The organism is Alicyclobacillus fastidiosus, assembly GCF_026651875.1.
Classification (GTDB): Bacteria; Bacillota; Bacilli; order Alicyclobacillales; family Alicyclobacillaceae; genus Alicyclobacillus; species Alicyclobacillus fastidiosus.
The window spans coordinates 2,082,462-2,104,315 of record NZ_CP104067.1 but is presented as its reverse complement, the minus strand read 5'-3'; the positions used below and the strand labels follow the sequence as shown (position 1 = coordinate 2,104,315).

Here is a 21,854-nt window from a genome sequence, read left to right as displayed (position 1 = left end):
TACTTCCGATTGTCCTTCTTCTCTTTAAACCCCCGAGTTTCCTGCGACAGACGTGACAATCTCCTCAATTTTTTCGATCGCCGCCTGCAGTTTATCAGGGTCCTTTGCACCTGCTTGTGCCATATCTGGACGGCCGCCACCGCCGCCACCCGCTACAGCGGCTATGGCCTTGACGATTTGCCCTGCATGAAACCCGCGCCCTTGCAGGTCTTTCGAGACTGCTGCCACAAATTGCACTCTTTCATTGTGCACCGAACCTAGCACAACAATGTACGAAGACTTGTCGGCCCGCAATTCATCGGCCAGTTGACGCAAGCCATCCATGTCCACGTCGGACAACGCCGCACGCGTGACCGGGACGCCGGCAATCATCTCTACGCGGTCTTTCAACTCTCCGACCCGGGCGTGGTTTAACCGCGCCTTCGCGGAATCGAGTTCGCGCTCGAGCTGTTTTATATCGTCCAGTGTCTTCTGAATCCGATCGACCAGGTTTGCCTCATTGGCCTTTAACAACTCTGCCGCGCGGTCGATAACCCCTTGCTTCTCTGTCACGCGTGCGTAGGCGTGACGACCGGTCACCGCCTCAATTCGGCGCGTTCCAGAGCCGATGCCCGTCTCCGACACAATCAGGAATTGGCCAATGAGGCCAGTCCGTTCGACGTGACATCCGCCACAGAGCTCGATGCTATAGTCGCCAGCCTGCACGACGCGCACGCGCTGACCGTACTTCTCACCGAACAGCGCCATCGCCCCCAAGGCCTTAGCCGCATCGATGTCCATCTCTTCAATGGCCACTTCGTAATCGCGCCAAATCGCCGCGTTCACGCGCTGCTCCACATCGCGAAGCTCCTCGTCTGTGAGCGGGCCAAAGTGCGAGAAGTCGAACCTCAGTCGATCCGGCTCGACCAGCGATCCTGCCTGTGCCACGTGTGTGCCTAGCACTTCCCGCAAGGCCTTGTGCAACAAGTGCGTGGCCGTGTGGTTCTTGATGGTGTCCTTGCGAAGCGAACCATCGACTGTGGCGCGCACGGTGTCGTTCGTGTGCAACGTCCCGTCGACGACCCGCACCGTATGGACGGTTTGGCCGTGCGGAGCCTTTTTCACCTCGAGTACGTCCGCTCGCCCCATCGGTCCGACCAGTTCCCCTTTATCCGCGACCTGACCGCCACTCTCTGCGTAAAACGGCGTCGTGTCCAGAATCAGTTGAACCTCGTCGCCTACGCCAGCGCCGTCAATCCAGTCGCCATCTCGAACCAACCCGATGATCTGTGCGTCCGTGGTCAACTGCCCATAGCCGACAAACGTCGATGGGGTCGTAAACGCCTCCAGCACACCACGTTGACTACTCATCCCCTCGATGGTCTGACGAGCCGCCCGCGCGCGCTCCCGCTGTTGTTCGAGTTCCTTGTCGAACCCCTCGCGATTCACGGTGAAACCTGACTCACTGGCGATTTCAATCGTCAAGTCGATCGGAAAACCGTACGTGTCGTACAGTTTGAAAGCGTCCGCTCCAGAGATAACGGTCTCCCCTTTGTCCTTCAGAGCCGCTATACGGTCGGCGAGCAGCGCTTCCCCTTCGGTCAACGTCTCGTGGAACCGCTCTTCTTCGGTTTTGATGACGCGAGAAATCAATTCCCGCTTCTCGCGGATCTCTGGATAGTCTGCACCCATGACCTCGTCCACCACGTCGACGAGCCGATACATGAACGGCTTTTCGATGCCTAGGCGACGGCCGCTGCGGACTGCACGGCGCAATAGGCGACGGATGATGTAACTGCGGCCCTCGTTGCCTGGAAGCACGCCATCGCCGATGGCAAACGCCACCGTGCGCAGGTGGTCCGCGACAATTTTGAAGTGCACGTCGTCTTCCGAGCGCTCTTTGTATGCTCTCCCGGAAATTTCACCGGTCTTATCGATAATCGGTCGGAACAAATCCGTCTCGAAATTGTTTGGAACGTCCTGAAGGACGGAGGCTAGGCGCTCAAGACCGCTGCCCGTATCGATGTTCTTCTTCGGCAAGGGCGTGTATTCCCCATCGGCACCCTTGTTGTACTGCGTAAACACGAGGTTCCAAATCTCGAGGAACCGGTCACAATCGCAGCCTGGCTGGCAGTCGCTCGCGCCACAACCAAATTGTTCACCGCGATCGTAAAAGATCTCCGAGCACGGACCGCATGGACCTTCACCGATCTCCCAAAAGTTGTCTTCCGACCCGCGATAGATTCGGTTTTCTGGCAGTCCGACGCGATTGTGCCAGATGTCGAACGCCTCGTCGTCATTTTCGTGGATGGTGACAGACAGTCGCGTTCCATCGAGCTCCAAAACTTCCGTCAGAAACGCCCACGCCCAGGTGATGGCTTCCTGTTTAAAGTAATCGCCAAACGAAAAGTTGCCGAGCATCTCGAAGAACGTCTGGTGCCTTGCGGTTTGACCCACTTCCTCGATGTCGTTGGTGCGGATACACTTTTGTGAGTTGACAATCCGCGGGTTCTCAGGGATCTCACGGCCGTCGAAGTAAGGTTTGAGCGGCGCCATACCGGCGTTGATCCAGAGCAGCGTCGGATCGTCGTGCGGCACCAAGCTCGCACTGGGGAAGATGCTGTGCCCACGCTCGGCGAAAAACTCCTTATACAGCCGGCGAATTTGTTGACCAGATAAAGGCTTCACGTCAATGTCCTCCTTATTGCGATAAACACAAAAAAACCCTCATCCCGACAGGGACGAGAGTTGTGCTCGCGGTACCACCCTGGTTACAGCGTCGAAGCTATCGAGACGCTGTCCCTCACAATCGCAGTAACGGGCGAACCCCGGCGTGGTTTTGTCACGCGCTTGGAAAGTAGCTTCGGCCGCCCACCTTGAGATGCCTCTCAGCCAAGGGCACCCTCTCTGAACAAAGTAGAATCGACGTACTCGTTTTCCGCATCGCTTTCATTCGTGCCTGTATTTTATCGGTTTCGCGAGAAGACTGTCAAATCCATGCGCGGATTTTCGAACAAACGGGCGACCTGACTGCTCAGGTCTGCGATTTGTGCCGCTCCTCTTGAATGTTGACCCACACCACTTTCAGCACCGCGAGCAAGGGAATCGCCACAATGAGTCCGAGCAGTCCGCCAAGTTCCCCGCCGACGAGCAGGGCGGCGACAATGGCCATTGGGTGCAACTTGAGCGTCCTCCCCATGATCTGCGGTGAGATGAGATTTCCTTCACACTGCTGCACGATGACGTTGACAATCAGCACCTTGATGACCATGGCAGGGCTGACCGTCATCGCCAAGAACACCGCTGGAGCCGCCCCAATAAACGGCCCCAAGTACGGTATGATGTCAGCAAACGCCAAAAAGATAGCCAACAGAAGAGCGTACGGCATGCCCACGATCAAATAGCCGGCGAAGGCCAAGACGCCGAGTGCCAGCATCACGAGAAACTGCCCTCGGATGTAGCTCCCTAGCGTGTGGTCCACGCTGACCATCAATTCTTGCATCTGCTCCCGCCGCGCCTTCGGTACCAACCGCACGGCGTCGCGGCCGATAGACCGGCCATCCTTGAGCATGTAGAACACCAAAAACGGCACCAATGCGGCGATGAAGGCGATGTTCACGGCGCCCGAAATAAAGGAAAATACGCCCGATACCGATTGTGTCAAGTTGCGCTCCACTTGGTTCAGAGCGTTTTCCACGCCGATGCGCACCGTGTCGGGCAAATACTGTTTGTGTGCGTTAACCATGTCGATCCAGTGGTTCACCTGCACGACCATCCCCGGCATGTTGGCCACCAACTGCGTCACCTGTTTCGTAATGACAGGGACCGCATTGAGCACAGCGACGACCACGAGCAGCACAAACGTAAAATAGATCAGGAGAATGGCGGCACCCCGCGGAACGCGACGGCGCGCGAGCAATTCGACGAGTGGCTGGAGGACGTAACTCACGATGAGCGACGCTAGAAACGGGTAGATGACCGCGCTCAATACCGCCCAGATATCCGAGAAGAAACCGCGTAGGAGCCCGATTAAATAAATGCACAGCAACGTCAAAAAAATGGACAGCGTCGCCCGAAAATAACGGCTCGTGGGCCACATGGTGCGACCTCCTCCACAGACCATCGGCTGTCCGCTGGATGCTTCGGACGTCGGACAACCAGTACAAGTTGTTCACAGTATATGCAATCACGCGGCGCCTCATTTATCCGGTCGCGGGAAATCGTGGTCTAGGGGGTGCACCAAACGGCCGGGGAGCGCTCGTGTCGCCCGACTTTCGTACCTGCCTTGACTGTCCGAGAAATTGTGACAGTCAGGCGGGATCGAGAAAAGTGGGCGTCCACCAGAGGCGCTGGAGGATGCGCTTGAGATGCAAGTCGATTTTCGGCTTTAACTCGTCATACGACTCCATGTGGAGCCCCGCGCCGTCAATTTGTTCGCGCGTCATCTTGAGCGTGATCAGTTGGTTGTATATTTCCTGACGTGGCCGTTCCTCGATGAGAAGCATGTGCGCGATACGATAATCCCACTCCATGTACAGTCGCTCATCGACGGATTCCGTCGGCGCGTGAGGTCGGTAGCGGACGAGCAAAATGCTGCCGAAGTACGCCGTTTCGCCAAACAAATCCCGTTTGCGCTGTCCCTCCTGTTGAATGCCTGTAACTGTCAAACCACTCGCATCAAACGCCGGTTTCTCATGCTTCTCCCGCCGCCCTGTCTCACGCGAAGGGGACAAGCGCAAATTGTCCCAACGGTTGTCCACGGGGTTGTGGTTCCAGTAACTCAAGACGAAACCAGCAGGTACAGTCCCGTTGCGACCCTCGTAAATCCAGCGATGGAGTTTCACGCCCCTGCGCCTCATGGTGCCTGTAACCTCCATCTCGCCGGAACAACCCGCGATGGATGGCAAGGTGCCGGATCGGCTCCAGTTGGCCGTCCAGGTCCCATCCCATGCTGCCACCCGCTCTAAGTCGGACGCGCTGACGTAAAACGGTACCTCGGCGCTGGCTTGTCGACATCCTCTGATGACGCGAGGCGCGTACAGCACATAATCCCCGCCCGGCAATTGCACATATCTGTTTCTCAGTTCTGCTTCCTCCTCAAAGGGCAAATCCGAAATGGCTCTTCGTGAAGCACTCCTCGCACGGCGCACCCCGTCCCGAGACTATGCGTAAGATTCCCCGCAAGGTTCGGAAAAAACCCCCTCTTATTAAGCAATGGCTCCGGCATTCTCCTCACAGCCCTTTACGACCATCTCGTCACTTCTCTATACTTGAGGAAACCTTTGGACAGGCCGTCGTCGCGCCTGTGTACATCGCCGCTTCGGGTTCGGCGCAAGAGGAAGGAGGCCTCATGACAATGGCCTATTTCGCCGTGGCAATCGGTGGTTTTTTTGGCGCCATCCTGCGTTATGGCGTCAGTGAGTGGTTGGGGACGTGGAATGGACTGAACATCGCGACCTTGCTTACAAATTGGTCCGGGTGTCTGGTGCTCGGCTGGCTCAACACCGTGTCGTCGGTCGCATTGCCCATTCATCCAAACGTCCGTCTCGCGATTGGGACAGGTCTTATCGGGGCATTCACGACTTTCTCCACGTTCACGGTCGACGCCTGGAAGCTCTATCAAAATGGACAAGTCCTGCAATCGCTCGGCTACATTCTCCTGTCCGTCATCGGAGGTCTCCTCCTCTCGTATGTTGGCTACCGCGTTGCCCAGTTTCAAATGAGCTGGTACGAGCGCAGAAGTGGGGGCATGGCACGGTGAACTGGTTATTGGTCGGCATCGGCGGCATCATCGGGGCACTGCTGCGATTCCAAGTCTCACGCTTCGTCAACGACCACTTTGACGTTAACTTCCCCTTCCCGACTCTACTCATCAACGTAACCGGGTCTTTTCTACTCGGATGGTTCACGCGGGACTTAAACGCGTACTTTCCAGCCCTGGGTTCCGCGCCCATGCTGCTATTTGGCGTCGGCGTGTGCGGGGCGTACACGACATTCTCGACGTTTTCCTACGAAGCGGTGAGCCTGTTTCGAGAACAACGAGAGATCACCGCACTGGTGTACATCGCCGTCTCATGCCTCGGCGGCTTTGCGGCATCCGCACTCGGACTCTACGGCCTCCCCGCTCGGTAGGAAACTCGTCATACACTAGATGCTGCCCGCCGTAGCACAAAAAGGGCCGCCGATGTGTTCGGCGGCCCTCGTTATTCTATCTATGCACCCGTACCGTACTCAATTTCGTCCGTAAAGTTTTCGATGACGACGAGCGAACCGTCCTCGGCTACATCGTAGACGCGAACCTCTTCACCGGCGACGTTGAATTCCTTGAAACAACTCCAGCAGTAATATTGGCTCGCACCAATCTTACCGATATCCCGACTTGTACAGTTTGGACACCGCACGTGGAACCCTCCACTTCATCTATGGTTTATGGCCTTGACCCTTTTACGCCTGGTTCTCGCTTGATATGTATCACTAACACAGCATGCCCGAAGGCTTCATCACGCAAACCAAATTGTGAGAAAAATATAACAATCAGTTCACATACAGAATATTTTCGGTTCCGAAATACATGTCAAACGAGACTTTCTGTGACTATCCTAACCCTCCGTGCAGGGGTTTGCAATGCAGAAACTGGATATCGAATTAAAAGCGGCTTACAAAAAATCACGAAAACCGCGCGCCGGCGGTCAACGCCTCTACCGTCGTGCAAACAATTTCCGCGGCTTCTAAGATGTGGTCCATCGACAAATCGTCGCTGAAGCTGAAGCGAACTGCCTCCCCGAGGTATTCAGTCCGGCCAGTCGCCGCGATCACGTGACTTGGTTCAAGGCTCCCCGCTGTGCAGGCCGATCCTGCGGAAGCCGCCACACCAGCCAGATCTAATCGCATCAGCAGGGTATCGTTGCGAACCCCAGGAAACGCCACGGAAAGAATCGTCGGGGCGCCGTCCTCTGGGCTCAGTAAAACGGCGTTGCAGCGCCGCTGCAGAACGTCGAAAAACGCGCGCTGTAAATCTCCAATGTGTGCCACGCGACGCTCGAAATCGGACGACAGCGCGTCGACGGCTGCGCCAAATCCGACGATGCCCGCTACATTTTCCGTGCCGCCTCGGCGGCGACCTTCTTGCTGTCCGCCATACAGCATCGGGCGCCAAGGGACGTCTTTGCGCAGATAAAGCAGGCCAATCCCCTTCGGACCGTGAATCTTGTGAGCAGAGAACGTGGCCATATCGACTGGCATCCGCAAAAGGGGATGTGCGATAAACGGCAGGGCCTGGACCATATCAGAATGGACGACGATGGACGGATTTACCGATTTGACCGCCTGCACCACTCTTTCAATGGGTTCTATGGTGCCAATCTCGTTGTTGACGGCCATGATGCTGACCACGCCTGTGTCCTCGCGAAGCGCGGCCAGGACATCCTCCACACGGACACGCCCGTCGCCATCCACGGGCAGGATGGTCACCTCTGCCCCCACCGACTCGAGGAACTCGAGCGTGTGAAGGACCGCGTGGTGCTCGACGGCCGATGTGATGATGTGGCGCTTCGTCTCGCGTCGCGCGACATAGGCACCAGTCAGCGCTGTCGCATTCGCTTCCGTGCCGCCGCTGGTAAAGACGAGGTCGCGTGCGTCGCAGCCAAGCCAGGAGGCGATGTGGCGCCGGGCGTGATCGACCGCCTGACGCGCCTTTCGGCCAGCCTGGTGAATACTCGAGGGATTGCCGTAGGCGCCCTCCAGATATGGCATCATCGCCGCCCGGACCTCGTCAGACACTTTTGTCGTCGCCGCATTGTCTAGATAAATCATGCTTCACAATCGTCTCCCATTCGTGGTGTTCACTGATTGCGCCTACGCACGCCGTCACACGCGCTAGATATAGAACATGAAGCCGTTTGCATCACTCGATCTCATCTCGACCAGATCTTGTAGCGTAACGCCTTCAAGCACATCGGAGATCGCCGTGCGCAGCCTTGTCCATAACGTCTCCAATCCATCATCCAAATCCTCATCGACGATGGTGATGGGGCCCTCGAGTGTGAGGATGATGTCCTTGACGATGATATCTTGTGGATTTTTCGCCAACACGTAACCGCCATACGCACCGCGAATGCTCCGAACGAAACCCGCATTGCGAAGCGGCGCAATCAGTTGCTCGAGGTAGTGCTCGGAAAGACCCTGGCGCTCCGCAATCGATTTTAACGAGATGGGGCTATCTGATCCCTGCTGCGCCAAGTCGACCAGTAACATCAGACCATAGCGGCCTTTCGTAGAAATTTTCAATCCGTTCCCTCGCGATCATTAATCCTAGTCGTTTACTCAACATTATTATATGCAAAAAGCTGTCGCCAGAAAAGGCTTCAGGCACGACACTGCCATCGCTCCTGGCTTGGTTCGCGCAATCGGTACCGAGGCTTGTGCACCTCGCCGTCAAAATACGAAACGCGCGATACCTCGCTAGAAGGTATCGCGCGTTTCGCATCTGTGAATAGGCGCCCCGCAATTGCCGTGCAGCCCAAGGTTTTGATCCTGCTCGCGCAGGTGGATGTCCTGCACAGGAAGTTCTCGAGTCCCGACCAGCGGGCATTCGTTACAGTTCCTGATGACGTCCGGACTCCCAATCAAAAAGTGTTGGAACAAAACACTGCGGGCCTCACCAACACCGCAGGGCACCGTTTGATGAGTCTTATGTTAACACGCTGGTGGCTCGTCGCGCAAGCTACACCTTGCCCAAATTTGGGCGGACGGCCATCCAAAATGAATCGTTTATTCCTTGATGGACAGGTGCAACAAGTCGAGTTGCGCATCAGAGACGGCGCTCGGCGCATCCATCAGGAGGTCCGTGCCGCTGGCCGTCTTCGGAAACGCAATGACATCCCTGAGCGACTTGCTGCCGCCGAGCAACATCACGATTCTATCCAGTCCAAATGCGATGCCACCGTGCGGCGGCGTCCCGTATTCAAACGCGTCGAGCAAGAAGCCGAATTTTTCATACGCTTGCTCAGGTGTAAATCCGAGCGCTTGGAACATCTTTTCTTGAATGTCTCGGCGGTAAATGCGCATGGAGCCACCACCGATCTCAAATCCGTTGAGGACCATGTCATACGCTTGCGCCTTGACCTTCTCAGGAGCCGTCGTCAACAATTCCACATCTTCGTAGCGCGGCATCGTGAACGGGTGATGTTCGGCCACGTAACGACCTTCCTCCTCATCGTAACTGAGGAGCGGGAAGTCGGTCACCCAGAGGAACTTGTAGACGTTCGGATCTGCGAGGCCCAACTCCTGGCCGAGCTTCACGCGAAGTGCGCCAAGTGCCGCGAAGACTTCCTTGCGGCTCGCCGCCGCGATGAGAATCAAGTCTCCTGGCTTCGCTCCACAAGTGGAGACGATGTCGCCCAACTGCTCGTCCGTAAAGAACTTGCCTATGGACGACTTGACGGTTCCATCCTGCTGGACGGCTATGGTCGCCAAGCCCTTGAGTCCATACGCCTTCACAAACTCGACCAGCTCATCGACCTGTTTGCGGCTGTACGAGGCAATGCCTGGTGCGACCAAGGCCTTCACCGTGCCGCCCGCTGCCAGGGCGTCTTGGAAGACGCGGAAGTCGCTGTGTTGGACGGCTTCGGCGAGATCGACAAAGGACAGATCATAGCGCAGGTCTGGCTTGTCTGACCCGTAGCGTTCCATCGCCTCCGAGTAAGGCAGGCGTTGGAACGGAATTTCCACCTCGATGCCCGCCACGTCCCGCAACACCTTCTGCACCATCTTTTCCATCATCGCTTGCAAATCCGCCGCCGTGAGAAACGACGTCTCGATGTCTAACTGGGTGAATTCCGGCTGGCGATCCGCCCGCAAGTCCTCGTCCCGAAAACATCTCGCGACTTGGTAATAGCGCTCCATCCCCGACACCATCAGCAATTGCTTGAAGATCTGCGGCGATTGTGGCAGCGCATAAAATTCGCCCGCCTGAAGACGGCTGGGGACGAGGTAATCGCGGGCGCCCTCCGGCGTGCTCTTCGTGAGAATTGGCGTCTCCATCTCAATAAACCCGTGGTCGTCCAAATAGGCGCGGAACGCTCGAATCACTTGGTGGCGGAGCATGAGCATGCGCTGCATCTCCGGTCTCCGCAAGTCCAGGTAGCGATAGCGCAGGCGCAAGGGCTCTTCGACGTCGATCCCATCCTGAATATAAAATGGTGGATTCTTCGCGGCGTTCTCAATGACGACGTCGCTCACCACGACTTCGATGTGGCCCGTCTGCAATTTCGGGTTGATGGACTTTTCATCGCGCTTCTCCACCGTCCCCCGCGCGATGATCACGTATTCGTTGCGCAACTTGTTAGCGGCGTCCATCGCCGCTTCGCTCGTACCGCGTCCGCGGTCAAACACGAGTTGCACGATGCCCGAGCGGTCGCGCAGGTCGACGAAGACGACACTCCCGAAATCGCGGCGCTTTTGCACCCAACCGCCGAGCGTGACGACGCCCCCGATAGCCGTCTCGAGCGTCTCTTTGACTTGGTGTTCCCGAACAAACTGCTGTGCTGTACTCATGCTCCCTGTCCTCCCGCAGTCGGCGCCTCTCCCAGGCGCTCTTGAACAAACGTCGCCACGTCGGCAAACACCACTTGATCCTGTTGCCCCGTGGCCAAATCTTTAACCGTCGCCTTCCCGGACGCCAGTTCCGACTCGCCCAAAATGATCACAAACTTCGCATTCGCCCGATCCGCCAGCTTAAACTGGGATTTCAACCCGCGCCCCTGGTAGTCGCGATCACACGAGATCCCACGGCCCCTCAGCGTCGACAAGACGACCATCGCGGGCCGTTCTGCACTCTCGTCCGCCACGGCTACAAACGCGTCCAGTTCATGCTCATCGGTCAACCGGCCGCCTTGCTCGCCAAGTACCCACAGAGCGCGCTCAATGCCGCCGCCAAACCCAATCCCCGGCGTCGCGGGCCCGCCGACTTGCTCGACTAGGCCGTTGTAGCGGCCGCCACCGGCAATGGTGGTGAATCCTGGGGAGGTGATCTCCCAAGCCGTCCGCGTGTAGTAATCGAGTCCTCGGACGAGGTCTTTCTTGTGCACAAACGGCACGGACATGGCCGTCAAGTATCCCTGTACGGCCTGGAAGTGCTCGCTGCACTCCTCGCACAACGCGTCCGAAATATACGGTGCACCAACCTCGCGAAGGATGGTGTGACAGTGTTCGTTCTTGCAGTCGAACATCCGCAGAGGATTTTTCTCAAGGCGTTCCTGACACTCTTTGCACAACTCGTCGCGCCGCGGTGACAAAAGGGCGATCATCTGCTCCTTGTGCCGCGGGCGGCAAACGGCGCAACCCACGCTGTTCAATTCGACCGTCAACTGCTTAAGCCCGAGATTCTGCAGGACGGAGAGGTTGAGTTGGATAACCTCTGCGTCGATGGCGGGCGCCTCGGAGCCGAGCACTTCGACCCCATACTGGTGAAACTGGCGGAAGCGCCCCTTTTGAGGCTTCTCGTAGCGGAACATCGGTTCGATGTAGTACAGCTTCGAAATCGTTCCTTGGCCATACAGTTTGTTCTCGACGAACGCGCGAACGACGCCAGCCGTGCCCTCCGGCCGCAGCGTGACGGAGCGGCCTCCCCGATCTTCGAACGTGTACATCTCCTTGTTCACGATGTCCGTGGTGTCTCCCACTCCACGTTCAAACAGTTCGGTGTATTCGAAGACAGGTGTGCGAATTTCTTGATAGTTCGCGGTAGCGAGCGTTTCCCGCACGATTCGCTCGAGCACTTGCCACGCTTCCACTGTACCTGGAAGCAGATCTGCAGTACCGCGAGGGCGTTGGATGTCCATACTTCTCCTCCTTTAAAATCTTTACAGTCGGTGGTCCGCCAAAAAGGAATAGACAAAAAAACGCTCTTTCGTCTATGCCGGTCACAACCGACAGGGACGAAAGAGCGCTTCCGCGGTACCACCCTGTTTGAACAAATGTTCCTCTCACTGGCATAACGCGCACCCGCGCCGGAACTTGAGGGCTATAAAGCCCGTTGATCCCGGATCTTAGAAGCTGTCCTTCCAAACGGGGGTTGGACGATGCTCTCAGCCGCGGCAACGTCTCTCTAACTGAGCCCCCACACACAAACCGCTCACGTGGTGCGCGCTTTTTGCAACCCAAATCGTTTGTACTCGTCTTCGTCAAAGATTTTGTCTCATGTAGTTTGAAGGAGATTATACGGAACTTTGCGGCACGCTGTCAATACGGCTGGAAATTTCGCTTAGCCCACGTTTCGGAGGATTGACGAACGCCCCTAGCATCTCGGCGTGCAGCGCCTTCTCCCCCCGCTGGTCACCCGCAGGACCTAGTACTTCCGGATTGCGAAGCAGGCTTGTACGAAGCGATTCGCGCATCGATTCCCCTCCTGTCCATATGCAACTTCACTTCGTCCTTACCATCTCCCCGATTTCCGCGTTTCATGCAGCAGGTGTCCTTGACGCGCCGCGAGACTTTGCTACGCTTTTGAGGTATGCACCGCCTTTGTGAATTAGCGAGATATAAGGGGATATATTCTATGGCAATGAATCGAGCACAGTCCGATCTATGGTTCCATCGAGCAGAATCCGTCATCTTGGGGGGCGTGAACAGCCCGTCGAGATCGTATAAATCAGTCGGCGGCGGAACCCCCATCGTCATGTCGCGCGGCGAGGGGTCGAAGTTTTACGACGTCGATGGCAACGAGTATATCGACTACTTGGCCGGCTATGGCCCATCCATTCTCGGACATGCCCACCCAGAGATCACGAGGACCATTTCGCAGGCCGCCAGCGACGGAATTCTCTATGGAACGCCGACCACCTCAGAGGTGCTCTTCGCGGAGCAATTGCGCGTGGCGATTCCGGATCTCGAACGCATCCGCTTCGTCAATTCCGGCACGGAAGCGGTCATGACGACCATTCGCGTGGCACGCGCGTATACGGGCCGCACGCGCATCATCAAGTTCGCAGGCTGCTACCACGGGCATTCTGACGCTATGCTCGTCGCCGCCGGTTCCGGGCCTTCCTCAATGGGCGTACCTGACAGCGCCGGCGTCACCAAATCGACGGCCGAGGAAGTCATCACTGTTCCCTTCAACGACTTGGACGCCTTAGAACAAGCGCTTGCGACACACGGTACAGATGTCGCCGCCGTGCTCGTCGAGCCAATCGTCGGGAACTTCGGCATCGTGGCGCCAAAGGATGACCAGTACCTAGAGTCCGTCATCCAACTCGCCCACCACCACGGCGCGCTCGTGGTTTTTGACGAAGTCATCACGGCTTTTCGCTTCCACTATGGCAGCGCCGCACAGCTTTACGATGTGCATCCAGATCTGTTCGCCCTCGGCAAGATCATCGGTGGCGGCCTGCCCATCGGCGCGTATGGCGGTCGGCGCGACGTCATGGAAAAAGTGGCTCCGCTTGGCCCCGCCTATCAAGCCGGGACGATGGCCGGGAACCCGTTGTCGATGCGTACGGGCATTAGTTGCTTAAACGTCCTTCGACAACCAGGAATTTACGACGAAATGGCGGCGCGCGCGAAGCGTTTGGTGGAGGCGACGACTGCGGCGGCACAACGTTACCGCGTACCGGTCACCGTCAATCGCGTCGGCGGCGCGTTCACCGTGTTTTTCGGCGACCGCCCCGTACGCAACTACGATGACGCACAGGCGACCGATAGCAAACAATTTGCTCGCTACTACCATCTCTTAGCCGACAACGGCATCTTGATTGCACCGTCCAAGTACGAAGCGTGGTTCGTGTCGGCAGTCCACACAGACGACGACATCGACAAGACGTGCGAAGTCATCGAACGGGTCTTTCACGAACTGGCGTGATCGATTGCCGTCGGGTTGACGGCTGACCGGCCCTCCGTTCCACACCACGCCAGAGCGAGCAGGAAAGCCCCTGCTGCCGTGGTGTGGTGTGGCCGTTCGCTCAACCCGCAGACGGATTTTCGCGGCCCTCGTGACCCTGGGCCGGATGTCCTTGCTCGACGACGACGCGCCGCGTGACCGGCACGTAATAGTGTCTAGGGATATCCACATAGATGTATCTGTCGACGTAGATGATCGGACGAGGCACTGGCATCAACGGTGGGCCGAAACCGTCTTTGCCGTTTGTTCCTGGGGAACGCATTCCATCACCCCCACTTGGCCATTCACCCATGTACCATATGATGCAATGGGGAAAGCCCGACAACACCGCCAAGGGCCCATTGGAAAGGGCTCGGATTGACTGTTGCCGATGCGGACACCTTTCGTGTGCTCGTCCGCACACAATTTGACCATCACGGTGCACACAGGAAAGGATTTGCACAATGAGCGTTCAGTTGACCCACGGCATGATCAAGTCATTATGCGGCCAGGTCTCCTACGCAAGCGGAAAGACCTACTACCGATTGCGAAAAGTGACTTTTACAAGCTATCATCCGGAACTGTCGCTCTATGAAGCCACGGTCAAAACGAACCATCACACAGACCAACACTGTCGCGTTGCCGTGCAGATTCAAAATAATGGGCACGTGATCGCGAGCTGTACCTGCCCCACATTGGATTCGTACGACAACCACTGCCAGCACGTCGCGGCGGTTCTTCTCTATCTTCACGACATTGAGCACCTCGGCATATCCCCAGTATGTTCTAACCATCCCGAGGGCCTTTCGCCAGCCGGAATAGAACCCCCCGCCACTCCATCCTTGCCGCCCGCGGACACGCATTTACCATCGGCGAACGGTTTGCAATTGACAAAGCGTTTCCTCGGGCTGTTCACCAACCAAAGGCCGCCATCAAGACGTATGCACCCGCTTATCGACACGAGGACGACGGTCGATGTCGCGTTCACTTATCGGCCTGTCGCATCCGGGGATGAAAAGTACGTGTTCGGTATTGAGGTCCAGATGGGAGCGCAACAATTCCACACGGTACGGAATATTAGAGAATTTCTCGACCGGATGGACTGCGGGGAGCCTTCAGTTATCTCTTTGGACTTCACGTACCAACCAGCTCTGCACCGCGTGCGAATGGAAGATGACTCGGTACTTCGGCAGTTAATTCAAATCTACCGCAGCGAACAGCTGTACCGAGATTCATCAAATCCTCCTTCTAGCGAACCAAGCGCTATCTACGACAACCAGATACTGTGCGTTCCGCCCGTCTTGTGGGACGGTGTCCTTGCGGCACTGGCCAAAGCGCCCTCCGTGAGGCTTAAGCACGGTGACGCGTCGTTCGAGGGGGTTCATCTGTCCGACGAACCGCTACCCCTTCAGTTTGAATTTGACCAAACACTTGCCGGTTCCTATCAGTTGAGCGTCCAGGGGTTAGAACAGTTGATTGTCATGGAATCGTACGGGATGGTCGTCTCCGAAGGAAGGCTGTTCAGAGTGAACCCCGATGAGTGCCGGTGCCTCGCCCTAATGAAGCAAATGATGGACGTTTCGAGCGAACGCCACATCCCGATTCCGCCGGACCAGATGGAACCGTTTATCCAGGCGGTGATCCCTGGACTGATGAAGTTGGGCAGCGTCCACATCGCGAACGCAGTTTCCGAAAAAATTGTACAAACGCCGTTAAAGGCCCGGCTGTATCTCGACCGAGTTCGCGACCGGCTGGTGGCTGGGCTCGAGTTTCAATACGGCGACATCGTCATCAATCCGTTAGAAGGACACGGTCAAAAACAGCCGACCGGGCGCATGCTCGTGCGCGATGGCGAACAGGAGCGGCGAATTCTCGAAGTGATGGAACAGAGTCGTTTCAGCAAAACGGAAGCCGGCTACTTCATGGATGAAGAAGACCTGCAATACGATTTTCTCTATCACGTGGTCCCACAACTGGAGAATTGGTTGACGGTATATGCCACCACGGCCGTGAAAGAACGGCTTCACAGGGGACACGCATCGCCAACCGTGGCGGTGGACGTGAGTTCCCGAACCGATTGGCTAGAATTGCGATTTGATATGGACGGAATTCCTGAAGCCGAAATTCGCAGTCTCCTGAAATCCCTCCGCGAGAAGCGCAAGTACTACCGATTGCGAAGTGGTGCGCTCGTCCCCTTGGAGAGCGAAGAGTTTCAGGAAATCATCCGACTCATGGGCGAGTTCGGGATTCGAGATGGGGATATTCAAGGAGCGAAAACCCACGTTCCACTCGCGCACGGGCTGCATTTACTAGGCGCAAATCGCCGAGGGAGCGCCGTCAAGTTGGGTACGTCGTTGCGTCAGTTGATCGAGCATCTGCAGAATCCCAACCAGTTGGACTTCCCCGTGCCCCAAAGCCTTGAGCAGATTCTCCGAGACTACCAAACGCGTGGGTTCCAGTGGATGAAAACACTCGCGCACTACGGTTTTGGTGGCGTTCTAGCCGACGATATGGGGCTTGGCAAGACCCTGCAAAGCATTGCGTTTATCGTCTCCGCGCTGCCTGAGATGAGATACCAGGCGCTTCCAGCCCTCATCGTGTGCCCGGCTTCGCTTGTGTACAACTGGCACAATGAGCTCAAGAAATTTGCACCCGAGATTCGGGTCGCCGTCGCGGACGGAAGCAAAGCGGACCGAACCACGGTGCTCAAGGGCACATCCCACATTGACGTCCTCATCACGTCTTACCCGCTTTTGCGCAGGGATGTCGAGCAGTATGTCGATCAATCGTTCCATACGCTCATCTTGGACGAGGCGCAGGCGTTCAAGAACCACACGACGCAGACGGCGAAAGCGGTCAAGGCGATTCGGGCCGCACACCGGTTTGCGCTCACTGGGACTCCTGTCGAGAATCATCTCGACGATTTGTGGTCCATCTTTGACGTGGTGTTCCCCGAGTTGCTCCCAGGTCGCAGGGCGTTCAATGAGATGTCGAGGGAAACCGTCGCGAGGCGCACTCGCCCATTTGTGCTGCGCCGGTTGAAAAGAGACGTGCTGCAGGAGCTTCCAGAGAAGATCGAATCGCTGCAACTCAGCCAGTTGCTGCCGGATCAAAAAAAGCTATATGTCGCGTATTTGGCGAAACTGCAACAGGAAACCGTCAAGCACCTCAGTCGAGATGGATATCAGAAAAACCGGATCAAAATTCTGTCGGGGCTGACTCGACTTCGCCAGCTCTGCTGCCACCCAGCCCTGTTCGTCGAAGGATATACGGGCAAATCAGCGAAATTCGAACAGTTGGTAGAAATCCTAGCGGCGTGCAGGCGTGCGGGCAAACGGGTTCTCGTCTTTTCACAGTTCACCGAGATGCTCGGACTCATCCGGCGCGAGCTTGGCGTTCTTGGAGCGCCGTACTTTTATTTGGACGGGGAGACCAAAGCTTACGATCGCGTCGACCTGTGCGACCGATTCAACCAAGGAGAAGGGGATTTATTCCTCATCTCGTTAAAAGCTGGAGGAACAGGCCTCAACTTGACCGGCGCCGATACCGTCATCCTCTATGATCTGTGGTGGAATCCCGCAATTGAACAACAGGCGGCCGACCGGGCACACCGAATGGGTCAGAAGAACGTGGTGCAAGTCATACGCCTCGTCAGCCAAGGCACTGTGGAGGAGAAGATGTACGAACTGCAGCAAAAAAAGATCAGTCTGATCGACGAAGTGGTCAATCCAGGCGAGGAAGCCATCGCACCTTTGACGGAACAAGACATCCGACAAATTCTCCGGTTAGACTGACGAGCCATGAGCCCCCGTCAATTACGTGTCAAACAATGTTCCTTCGAGCGCGGCGATGTACCGTTCAGCAGATTTTTGCACGGATTGACTCGCGTTGTCACGCACAATGCGATGGAAGGCGTTATAGAGGCGTTCAAACTTGAGCGTTGAAACTTTCTCGGCCATATATGCGGTTTGACCGATGGCAAAACTGGGCCTTGTGGTCATGCTGTAGAGACCGTCCTCCTCACCCAGGATTTCGTTCTTATACGTGCGTTCCAGACGCAACCCTTCTAATGTCGTCCACGATTGACCGTCTGGATGAACATACTGGCGCTCGTCGTTACAAATCACACATGTATGAGGCGGTTCTGATGACGGCGGATACTGCGTGCCACAAGTAGTACAGATGGCTGACAAACTGAGTGGCATTTCGCTTTCTGACAGGCAACGTTAACAGGTAGACGAACGACAGAACACACGGTCCATTTCGGACATCACGCTTAACCGAGTCGGCGCTCCCGTCGATTTGCAGAAGCGTTGGCGAGCTGGGCGCGAATCTCCGGATACCTCGCGTACAGCAGGATACCGCGTGCCCCCCAGACAATTGCGAGGTCAATCCAGATGATCCAAGCGACGCTGTCGTAGTGGAACGTTCCGCCACTGAACACGAACCCGACGACAAGTCGAGTTGCGATCAGCCCCAACCAAAGCATGAGGTATTTCCAGCCACCGCGCATGTACACTTGGCCGTCTGCGGCGGTGTACACCTTTGTGACGAGCCCTTGTAACAATCCTGCAGCGGCGGACAACAGCACGCTGACGATACACTCGGCTACCTGGTTTGCCGGAATCGTCGAATGTGGCAGGTAACGAATCATTTCAAAGATGCCAACGATAGGTAAGACGACGAAGGGAATCCGCGTGACTCGACGCGGAAGCACCTGACGCCCGATAGCCCACGTCAGAACAACCGCAACAATCAATCCTGTCGATATCGCTTGGGTAGGCATGAAACCGACACCTCATTTCGAATTTGTTGGTGTCAGTGTAACGCCATCCGGCGGAGTACCGCGTCTGTCTGAAGACCACAGTTTAAGCGAGACGCATCTATCGGTGGATAGAGAGGCACATCTCTTAAAGCCCGTGGTGGATTGCAGAGATTTCGCACGTTCGATCACGTGTGAGCGCCAGAGGGGACCTAGTCGTGGTTGACGGCTTTTTTTCGCGGTCACAATGAATCCCCACATCAAGAGGGTACGATGCAGGGACACGGAAAGAGTATGGGTTTACGAGTAAAAGTATGCGCCTATTTGTCTGGCGGTTCAATGAAACGTGTACAGTACACATGTATTCAATCTATTTGATATTCACGATTTTCCATACGGACCATGATTCGAAACCACGAACCATGTCTGTTCAAAATCCACTTGCTTCATCACATGACCACACTTCACACACCGAGGTTCAGCCATCACCACGCCTAAAGACGGTAAGTCCCACCTCAAATCACAAGCACGACACCAAAAACGATGAACATACTTAGCGAATTTCACAATTCTCCAAAAGCCCCCTACAAAACCTGATGCAAACAATATTCGTACCAGAACTTCAAACATAGGGGGTTCTCTTCATCTTCCTATTGTCTTCGCACGCTACATCATGTTGGCAACAGCAGCACGGGACGAACAGGATCCTAGAACGATTGGCTCTCTCTTCTTCAACTGCTGTGACGAGCTGGACGACATACGGTTCGTCGACGTCATGTTCTTGCGTTGAGTCCAAAGTTATGTGCTCGGCACGAAGTTATCTTGTTCCCCGCATATCGCTAGCCAAGGCGGCCAGCTTATGTATCGTATTCAAGTTGCGCGTCGTCACACAATCGCCCAACTTTTGTATATTCCTTGCCAACCTAGAGTCCAATATGCTTTGTCGAAACATAGCGTAAATCTCTCGCCCGTTCATGCGCCACTCATCCATTCCACTGTCACAATCTAGCAGACGTAGGACTCTGTCCTCTGAAGCTGCTTCAGTGAACAGAGAAACGTGGATGCTCTCCCCCTCTCTCAACGAATCGGCCGCATACGGACAATTCCTCCGCGATGTATACGGTCATACCAACAGCCTCCTCCCATATGTGCGGCATTGATCTAAAGCATCGTGTTGGATGGACGACAGCACATCTTAGTTGTAAGGTACCCGTATTCTAAAAACACGACAACTCCATGGCGGACGATTCTACGTAAATAACCCCCGAAATCCACCCGTCGCATCAGGACGGATAGATTCGGGGGCGCACGACATCCCTCTGTAAATATCCTCAAAAATTTGTTCCAATCCGGATTCCCACCGTCAATGACGCCCGATCACGCATCCGACTGCTTTCACTGTGACGATGAATGCAACGAACGTTGCTGTTTTCTGGAAAAGCGGTCTTTCGATGAATATGCCGAACTAGCAGCATTCAGGGACTTGTTGGTCGTTTCGGGGGCCAGTGCGATACAGATGATCAAGCCGCCAAACGTGACCGCGGCACCGACTAACATGGTTGGGCCAATCCCGAAGTTTTGTAGACCCCAAGGAAACAAATACGTGCCAAATACGGCGCCGAATCGACTGATACACGTTGTGATGCCCACAGCCGTTCCTCGCACCTCCGTCGGGAACAGCTCGTTGGGCGCCAGCCATTCCATCACATTCGGTCCGCCAGAGAAGATCGCGTATGCGACGAACCCAAGCAGGATGATGCCAACCGGGCCGTTTGGAAAAATACCTAACAACAAGATGCCCACGGTCATCCCCGCAAAGGAGATGATGATCATCAGTCTGCGCCCCAATTTGTTGACCAAAAAGAGGGCCGGGACACAGCCGATGAGGAAGAGGGCACTGATGATGGCCGCACCGTAACCGCCCGCTCCTTCAAAGAGATGATACGAAGTTAGCATCTCTGGGCCGAACGTGAGCATGGCGAACAACGGAGCGACCGCTGCCATATAAAACAGTCCAACGTACAGCGTTCTCCTCAAGTAGCCGCGGGAGAACAGCTTTAAGTAACTGGTTTTCGCTTGACCAGCATTCGGAACGACGATGTCGTCGAGCGACGCATCCGGGCCATAGACCTCCTTGAGCACGCCGAGAGCCTCAGTACGTCTTCCCTTCTGTAGCAACCAGCGTGGAGATTCCGGCGTCCCAAGCCTCAAGAGTACGAGGATGATCGCCGGAACCGCGCTACTTGCCAACATCCACCGCCAAGCATCAGGACCAATGCTCAACATCAGTTGACCTACGATATACGCGACAGTGGAGCCTACGTAGTACGCGATGAGGGTTACACCAAGCATCGTCCCACGCTGCTTTCGTGGTGAAAACTCCGCTAATAGGGAGGTCGCGATAGGATAGTCGGCACCGATGGAGATCCCCAGGATCAGCCGAATGATAAATAGCTCCCAGCCTGTTTGGATCCAAAATTGTAGAAGCGATGCGACAATCAATAGGATGAAATCGATGGTGTACATCAACTGCCGACCGACCCGGTCGGTCACATAGCCTAAGAAACCACCGATGAATATGCCAATTAGGGCGGATGCCCCAACCAAACCGCTCCAAGTCGCATTGAGATGCAATTGCGGCGTGATCTGTGTCAAAGCGATGGCGATGATACTGAGGATATAACCGTCGAGAAACGGTCCTCCAGACGAATATATCGTGAGTCGCATGTGAAATGAGCTAAACTTAGCATCTTCAACAAGATTTTTCTTTCTTTTTTGCATTTGTGTCTCCCTTCTATATTGACTAAATAACACCAGCGGACATCCAGAAATGAAAACTGATCCTGACGAAGCCATCAGAACCCAAAAGTGTACGGAAATTGAGATTGCTCATGGTGACACGGAGTATGAGACCACTGCCCCGCCTGTTGGCATAGGAAAACACACCGGTGCTATCGGTGGAAATCAGCCACAGGTTGTGGGTGGTTCATTAACACTCGTTCGTGCTGCCAATGAGTGCGATGGTGGGTTGCGAAATGAGTTGAGGAATTTTACAGAGGGATTTAAACAATGTAAAACATCTCCTTCCAATGCGCTTACGAGGTTAGCTGTCGGGTTAGGACTGGAAAGGCGCCCCACGATAAACGTTTCACCCCAGATTTGGTTCCCCCGTTTCCTAAAAAGGAATTCAGCGAGTTGTTTGTGAAATTTGTTGCCTTCTTATGTTACTTCATTGACAAG

At 55.6% G+C, this 21,854-nt stretch carries 16 protein-coding genes, 1 other RNA gene, 1 pseudogene, 1 riboswitch and 1 other annotated feature; of the genes and pseudogenes, 4 read left to right on the top strand and 14 right to left on the bottom strand.

Going from position 1 to position 21,854, the window contains the following annotated elements; translation table 11 throughout:
- Positions 1-24: 24 nt before the first annotated feature.
- The 3 genes from alaS to NZD89_RS10400 all read right to left on the bottom strand — a co-directional run bounded on the left by alaS (position 25) and on the right by NZD89_RS10400 (position 5,087).
- Positions 25-2,667 (bottom strand): alanine--tRNA ligase, encoded by a 2,643-nt coding sequence (gene alaS, locus NZD89_RS10410; protein WP_268007657.1) that lies wholly within the window; start codon positions 2,665-2,667, stop codon positions 25-27.
- A 46-nt stretch (positions 2,668-2,713) separates the two neighbouring features.
- Positions 2,714-2,932: a binding site (T-box leader), on the bottom strand.
- A gap of 81 nt (positions 2,933-3,013) precedes the next feature.
- Positions 3,014-4,078 carry an AI-2E family transporter gene (locus NZD89_RS10405; RefSeq protein WP_268007655.1) on the bottom strand — a complete coding sequence of 355 codons (1,065 nt, stop codon included), beginning with the start codon at positions 4,076-4,078 and terminating at the stop codon, positions 3,014-3,016.
- A gap of 211 nt (positions 4,079-4,289) precedes the next feature.
- On the bottom strand, positions 4,290-5,087 hold the full coding sequence (locus NZD89_RS10400; RefSeq protein WP_268007654.1) for an HNH endonuclease signature motif containing protein: 798 nt from the start codon (positions 5,085-5,087) through the stop codon (positions 4,290-4,292).
- Positions 5,088-5,329: 242 nt separating this feature from the next.
- On the opposite strand from NZD89_RS10400, the gene crcB (NZD89_RS10395) reads away from it, so the two are divergent.
- Both crcB (NZD89_RS10395) and crcB (NZD89_RS10390) read left to right on the top strand, forming a co-directional pair.
- Positions 5,330-5,740, top strand: coding sequence for a fluoride efflux transporter CrcB (gene crcB / locus NZD89_RS10395; protein ID WP_268007653.1), 411 nt, complete (start codon positions 5,330-5,332; stop codon positions 5,738-5,740).
- On the top strand, positions 5,737-6,111 hold the full coding sequence (gene crcB, locus NZD89_RS10390) for a fluoride efflux transporter CrcB (protein WP_268007652.1): 375 nt from the start codon (positions 5,737-5,739) through the stop codon (positions 6,109-6,111). Before crcB (NZD89_RS10395) ends, crcB (NZD89_RS10390) begins: the two co-directional genes overlap by 4 nt.
- 80 nt (positions 6,112-6,191) lie before the next feature.
- Here the strand turns inward: crcB (NZD89_RS10390) and NZD89_RS10385 are convergent, their stop codons facing one another.
- From NZD89_RS10385 to NZD89_RS10355, 7 genes are all read right to left on the bottom strand, one after another.
- Positions 6,192-6,380 (bottom strand): YrzR-like zinc ribbon domain, encoded by a 189-nt coding sequence (locus NZD89_RS10385; protein WP_268007651.1) that lies wholly within the window; start codon positions 6,378-6,380, stop codon positions 6,192-6,194.
- A gap of 265 nt (positions 6,381-6,645) precedes the next feature.
- The gene (locus NZD89_RS10380) at positions 6,646-7,791 is read right to left on the bottom strand and encodes a cysteine desulfurase family protein (protein WP_268007649.1); all 1,146 of its coding nucleotides are present in this window, start codon (positions 7,789-7,791) and stop codon (positions 6,646-6,648) included.
- Positions 7,792-7,854: 63 nt separating this feature from the next.
- Entirely contained in the window at positions 7,855-8,265 is a 411-nt protein-coding gene (gene cymR, locus NZD89_RS10375; protein WP_268007647.1) for a cysteine metabolism transcriptional regulator CymR, read from the bottom strand.
- A gap of 207 nt (positions 8,266-8,472) precedes the next feature.
- Positions 8,473-8,656: non-coding RNA, 6S RNA (gene ssrS / locus NZD89_RS10370), on the bottom strand.
- A 92-nt stretch (positions 8,657-8,748) separates the two neighbouring features.
- Positions 8,749-10,533, bottom strand: coding sequence for an aspartate--tRNA ligase (gene aspS / locus NZD89_RS10365; protein ID WP_268007646.1), 1,785 nt, complete (start codon positions 10,531-10,533; stop codon positions 8,749-8,751).
- Positions 10,530-11,819, bottom strand: a complete 1,290-nt coding sequence (gene hisS / locus NZD89_RS10360; RefSeq protein WP_268007645.1) for a histidine--tRNA ligase — start codon at positions 11,817-11,819, stop codon at positions 10,530-10,532. Before hisS ends, aspS begins: the two co-directional genes overlap by 4 nt.
- A 375-nt stretch (positions 11,820-12,194) precedes the next feature.
- Entirely contained in the window at positions 12,195-12,374 is a 180-nt protein-coding gene (locus tag NZD89_RS10355; protein ID WP_268007644.1) for a hypothetical protein, read from the bottom strand.
- Between the two features lie 167 nt (positions 12,375-12,541).
- Between NZD89_RS10355 and NZD89_RS10350 the strand changes: the two genes are divergently transcribed.
- Positions 12,542-13,834, top strand: a complete 1,293-nt coding sequence (locus NZD89_RS10350; protein ID WP_268008452.1) for a glutamate-1-semialdehyde 2,1-aminomutase — start codon at positions 12,542-12,544, stop codon at positions 13,832-13,834.
- Positions 13,835-13,934: 100 nt separating this feature from the next.
- Here NZD89_RS10350 and NZD89_RS10345 read toward each other — a convergent pair whose 3' ends face one another.
- Entirely contained in the window at positions 13,935-14,135 is a 201-nt protein-coding gene (locus NZD89_RS10345; protein WP_268007643.1) for a hypothetical protein, read from the bottom strand.
- Positions 14,136-14,316: 181 nt separating this feature from the next.
- Between NZD89_RS10345 and NZD89_RS10340 the strand changes: the two genes are divergently transcribed.
- Positions 14,317-17,646 carry a DEAD/DEAH box helicase gene (locus tag NZD89_RS10340; protein ID WP_268007641.1) on the top strand — a complete coding sequence of 1,110 codons (3,330 nt, stop codon included), beginning with the start codon at positions 14,317-14,319 and terminating at the stop codon, positions 17,644-17,646.
- A gap of 147 nt (positions 17,647-17,793) precedes the next feature.
- Here NZD89_RS10340 and NZD89_RS10335 read toward each other — a convergent pair.
- From NZD89_RS10335 to NZD89_RS10325, 3 genes and pseudogenes are all read right to left on the bottom strand, one after another.
- Positions 17,794-18,057 (bottom strand): annotated as a pseudogene (locus NZD89_RS10335) (hypothetical protein); the annotation flags it as partial.
- Positions 18,058-18,128: 71 nt separating this feature from the next.
- Positions 18,129-18,638: a hypothetical protein gene (locus tag NZD89_RS10330; RefSeq protein WP_268007639.1), complete on the bottom strand. Its 510-nt coding sequence runs from the start codon at positions 18,636-18,638 to the stop codon at positions 18,129-18,131.
- Between the two features lie 1,371 nt (positions 18,639-20,009).
- A complete protein-coding gene (locus NZD89_RS10325) occupies positions 20,010-21,395 on the bottom strand; it encodes an MFS transporter (protein WP_268007638.1) in 1,386 nt (461 codons plus the stop codon).
- Positions 21,396-21,692: 297 nt separating this feature from the next.
- Positions 21,693-21,817, bottom strand: a riboswitch (cyclic di-AMP (ydaO/yuaA leader).
- Positions 21,818-21,854: the final 37 nt, after the last annotated feature.

Coding starts and splice junctions, on each gene's coding strand:
- NZD89_RS10405 (WP_268007655.1), bottom strand. CDS start 4,078: ATGTGGCCCACGAGCCGTTATTTTCGGGCGACGCTGTCCATTTTTTTG.
- crcB (WP_268007653.1), top strand. CDS start 5,330: ATGACAATGGCCTATTTCGCCGTGGCAATCGGTGGTTTTTTTGGCGCC.
- NZD89_RS10380 (WP_268007649.1), bottom strand. CDS start 7,791: ATGATTTATCTAGACAATGCGGCGACGACAAAAGTGTCTGACGAGGTC.
- aspS (WP_268007646.1), bottom strand. CDS start 10,533: ATGAGTACAGCACAGCAGTTTGTTCGGGAACACCAAGTCAAAGAGACG.
- hisS (WP_268007645.1), bottom strand. CDS start 11,819: ATGGACATCCAACGCCCTCGCGGTACTGCAGATCTGCTTCCAGGTACA.
- NZD89_RS10355 (WP_268007644.1), bottom strand. CDS start 12,374: ATGCGCGAATCGCTTCGTACAAGCCTGCTTCGCAATCCGGAAGTACTA.
- NZD89_RS10350 (WP_268008452.1), top strand. CDS start 12,542: ATGAATCGAGCACAGTCCGATCTATGGTTCCATCGAGCAGAATCCGTC.
- NZD89_RS10345 (WP_268007643.1), bottom strand. CDS start 14,135: ATGCGTTCCCCAGGAACAAACGGCAAAGACGGTTTCGGCCCACCGTTG.
- NZD89_RS10340 (WP_268007641.1), top strand. CDS start 14,317: ATGAGCGTTCAGTTGACCCACGGCATGATCAAGTCATTATGCGGCCAG.
- NZD89_RS10330 (WP_268007639.1), bottom strand. CDS start 18,638: ATGCCTACCCAAGCGATATCGACAGGATTGATTGTTGCGGTTGTTCTG.
- NZD89_RS10325 (WP_268007638.1), bottom strand. CDS start 21,395: ATGCAAAAAAGAAAGAAAAATCTTGTTGAAGATGCTAAGTTTAGCTCA.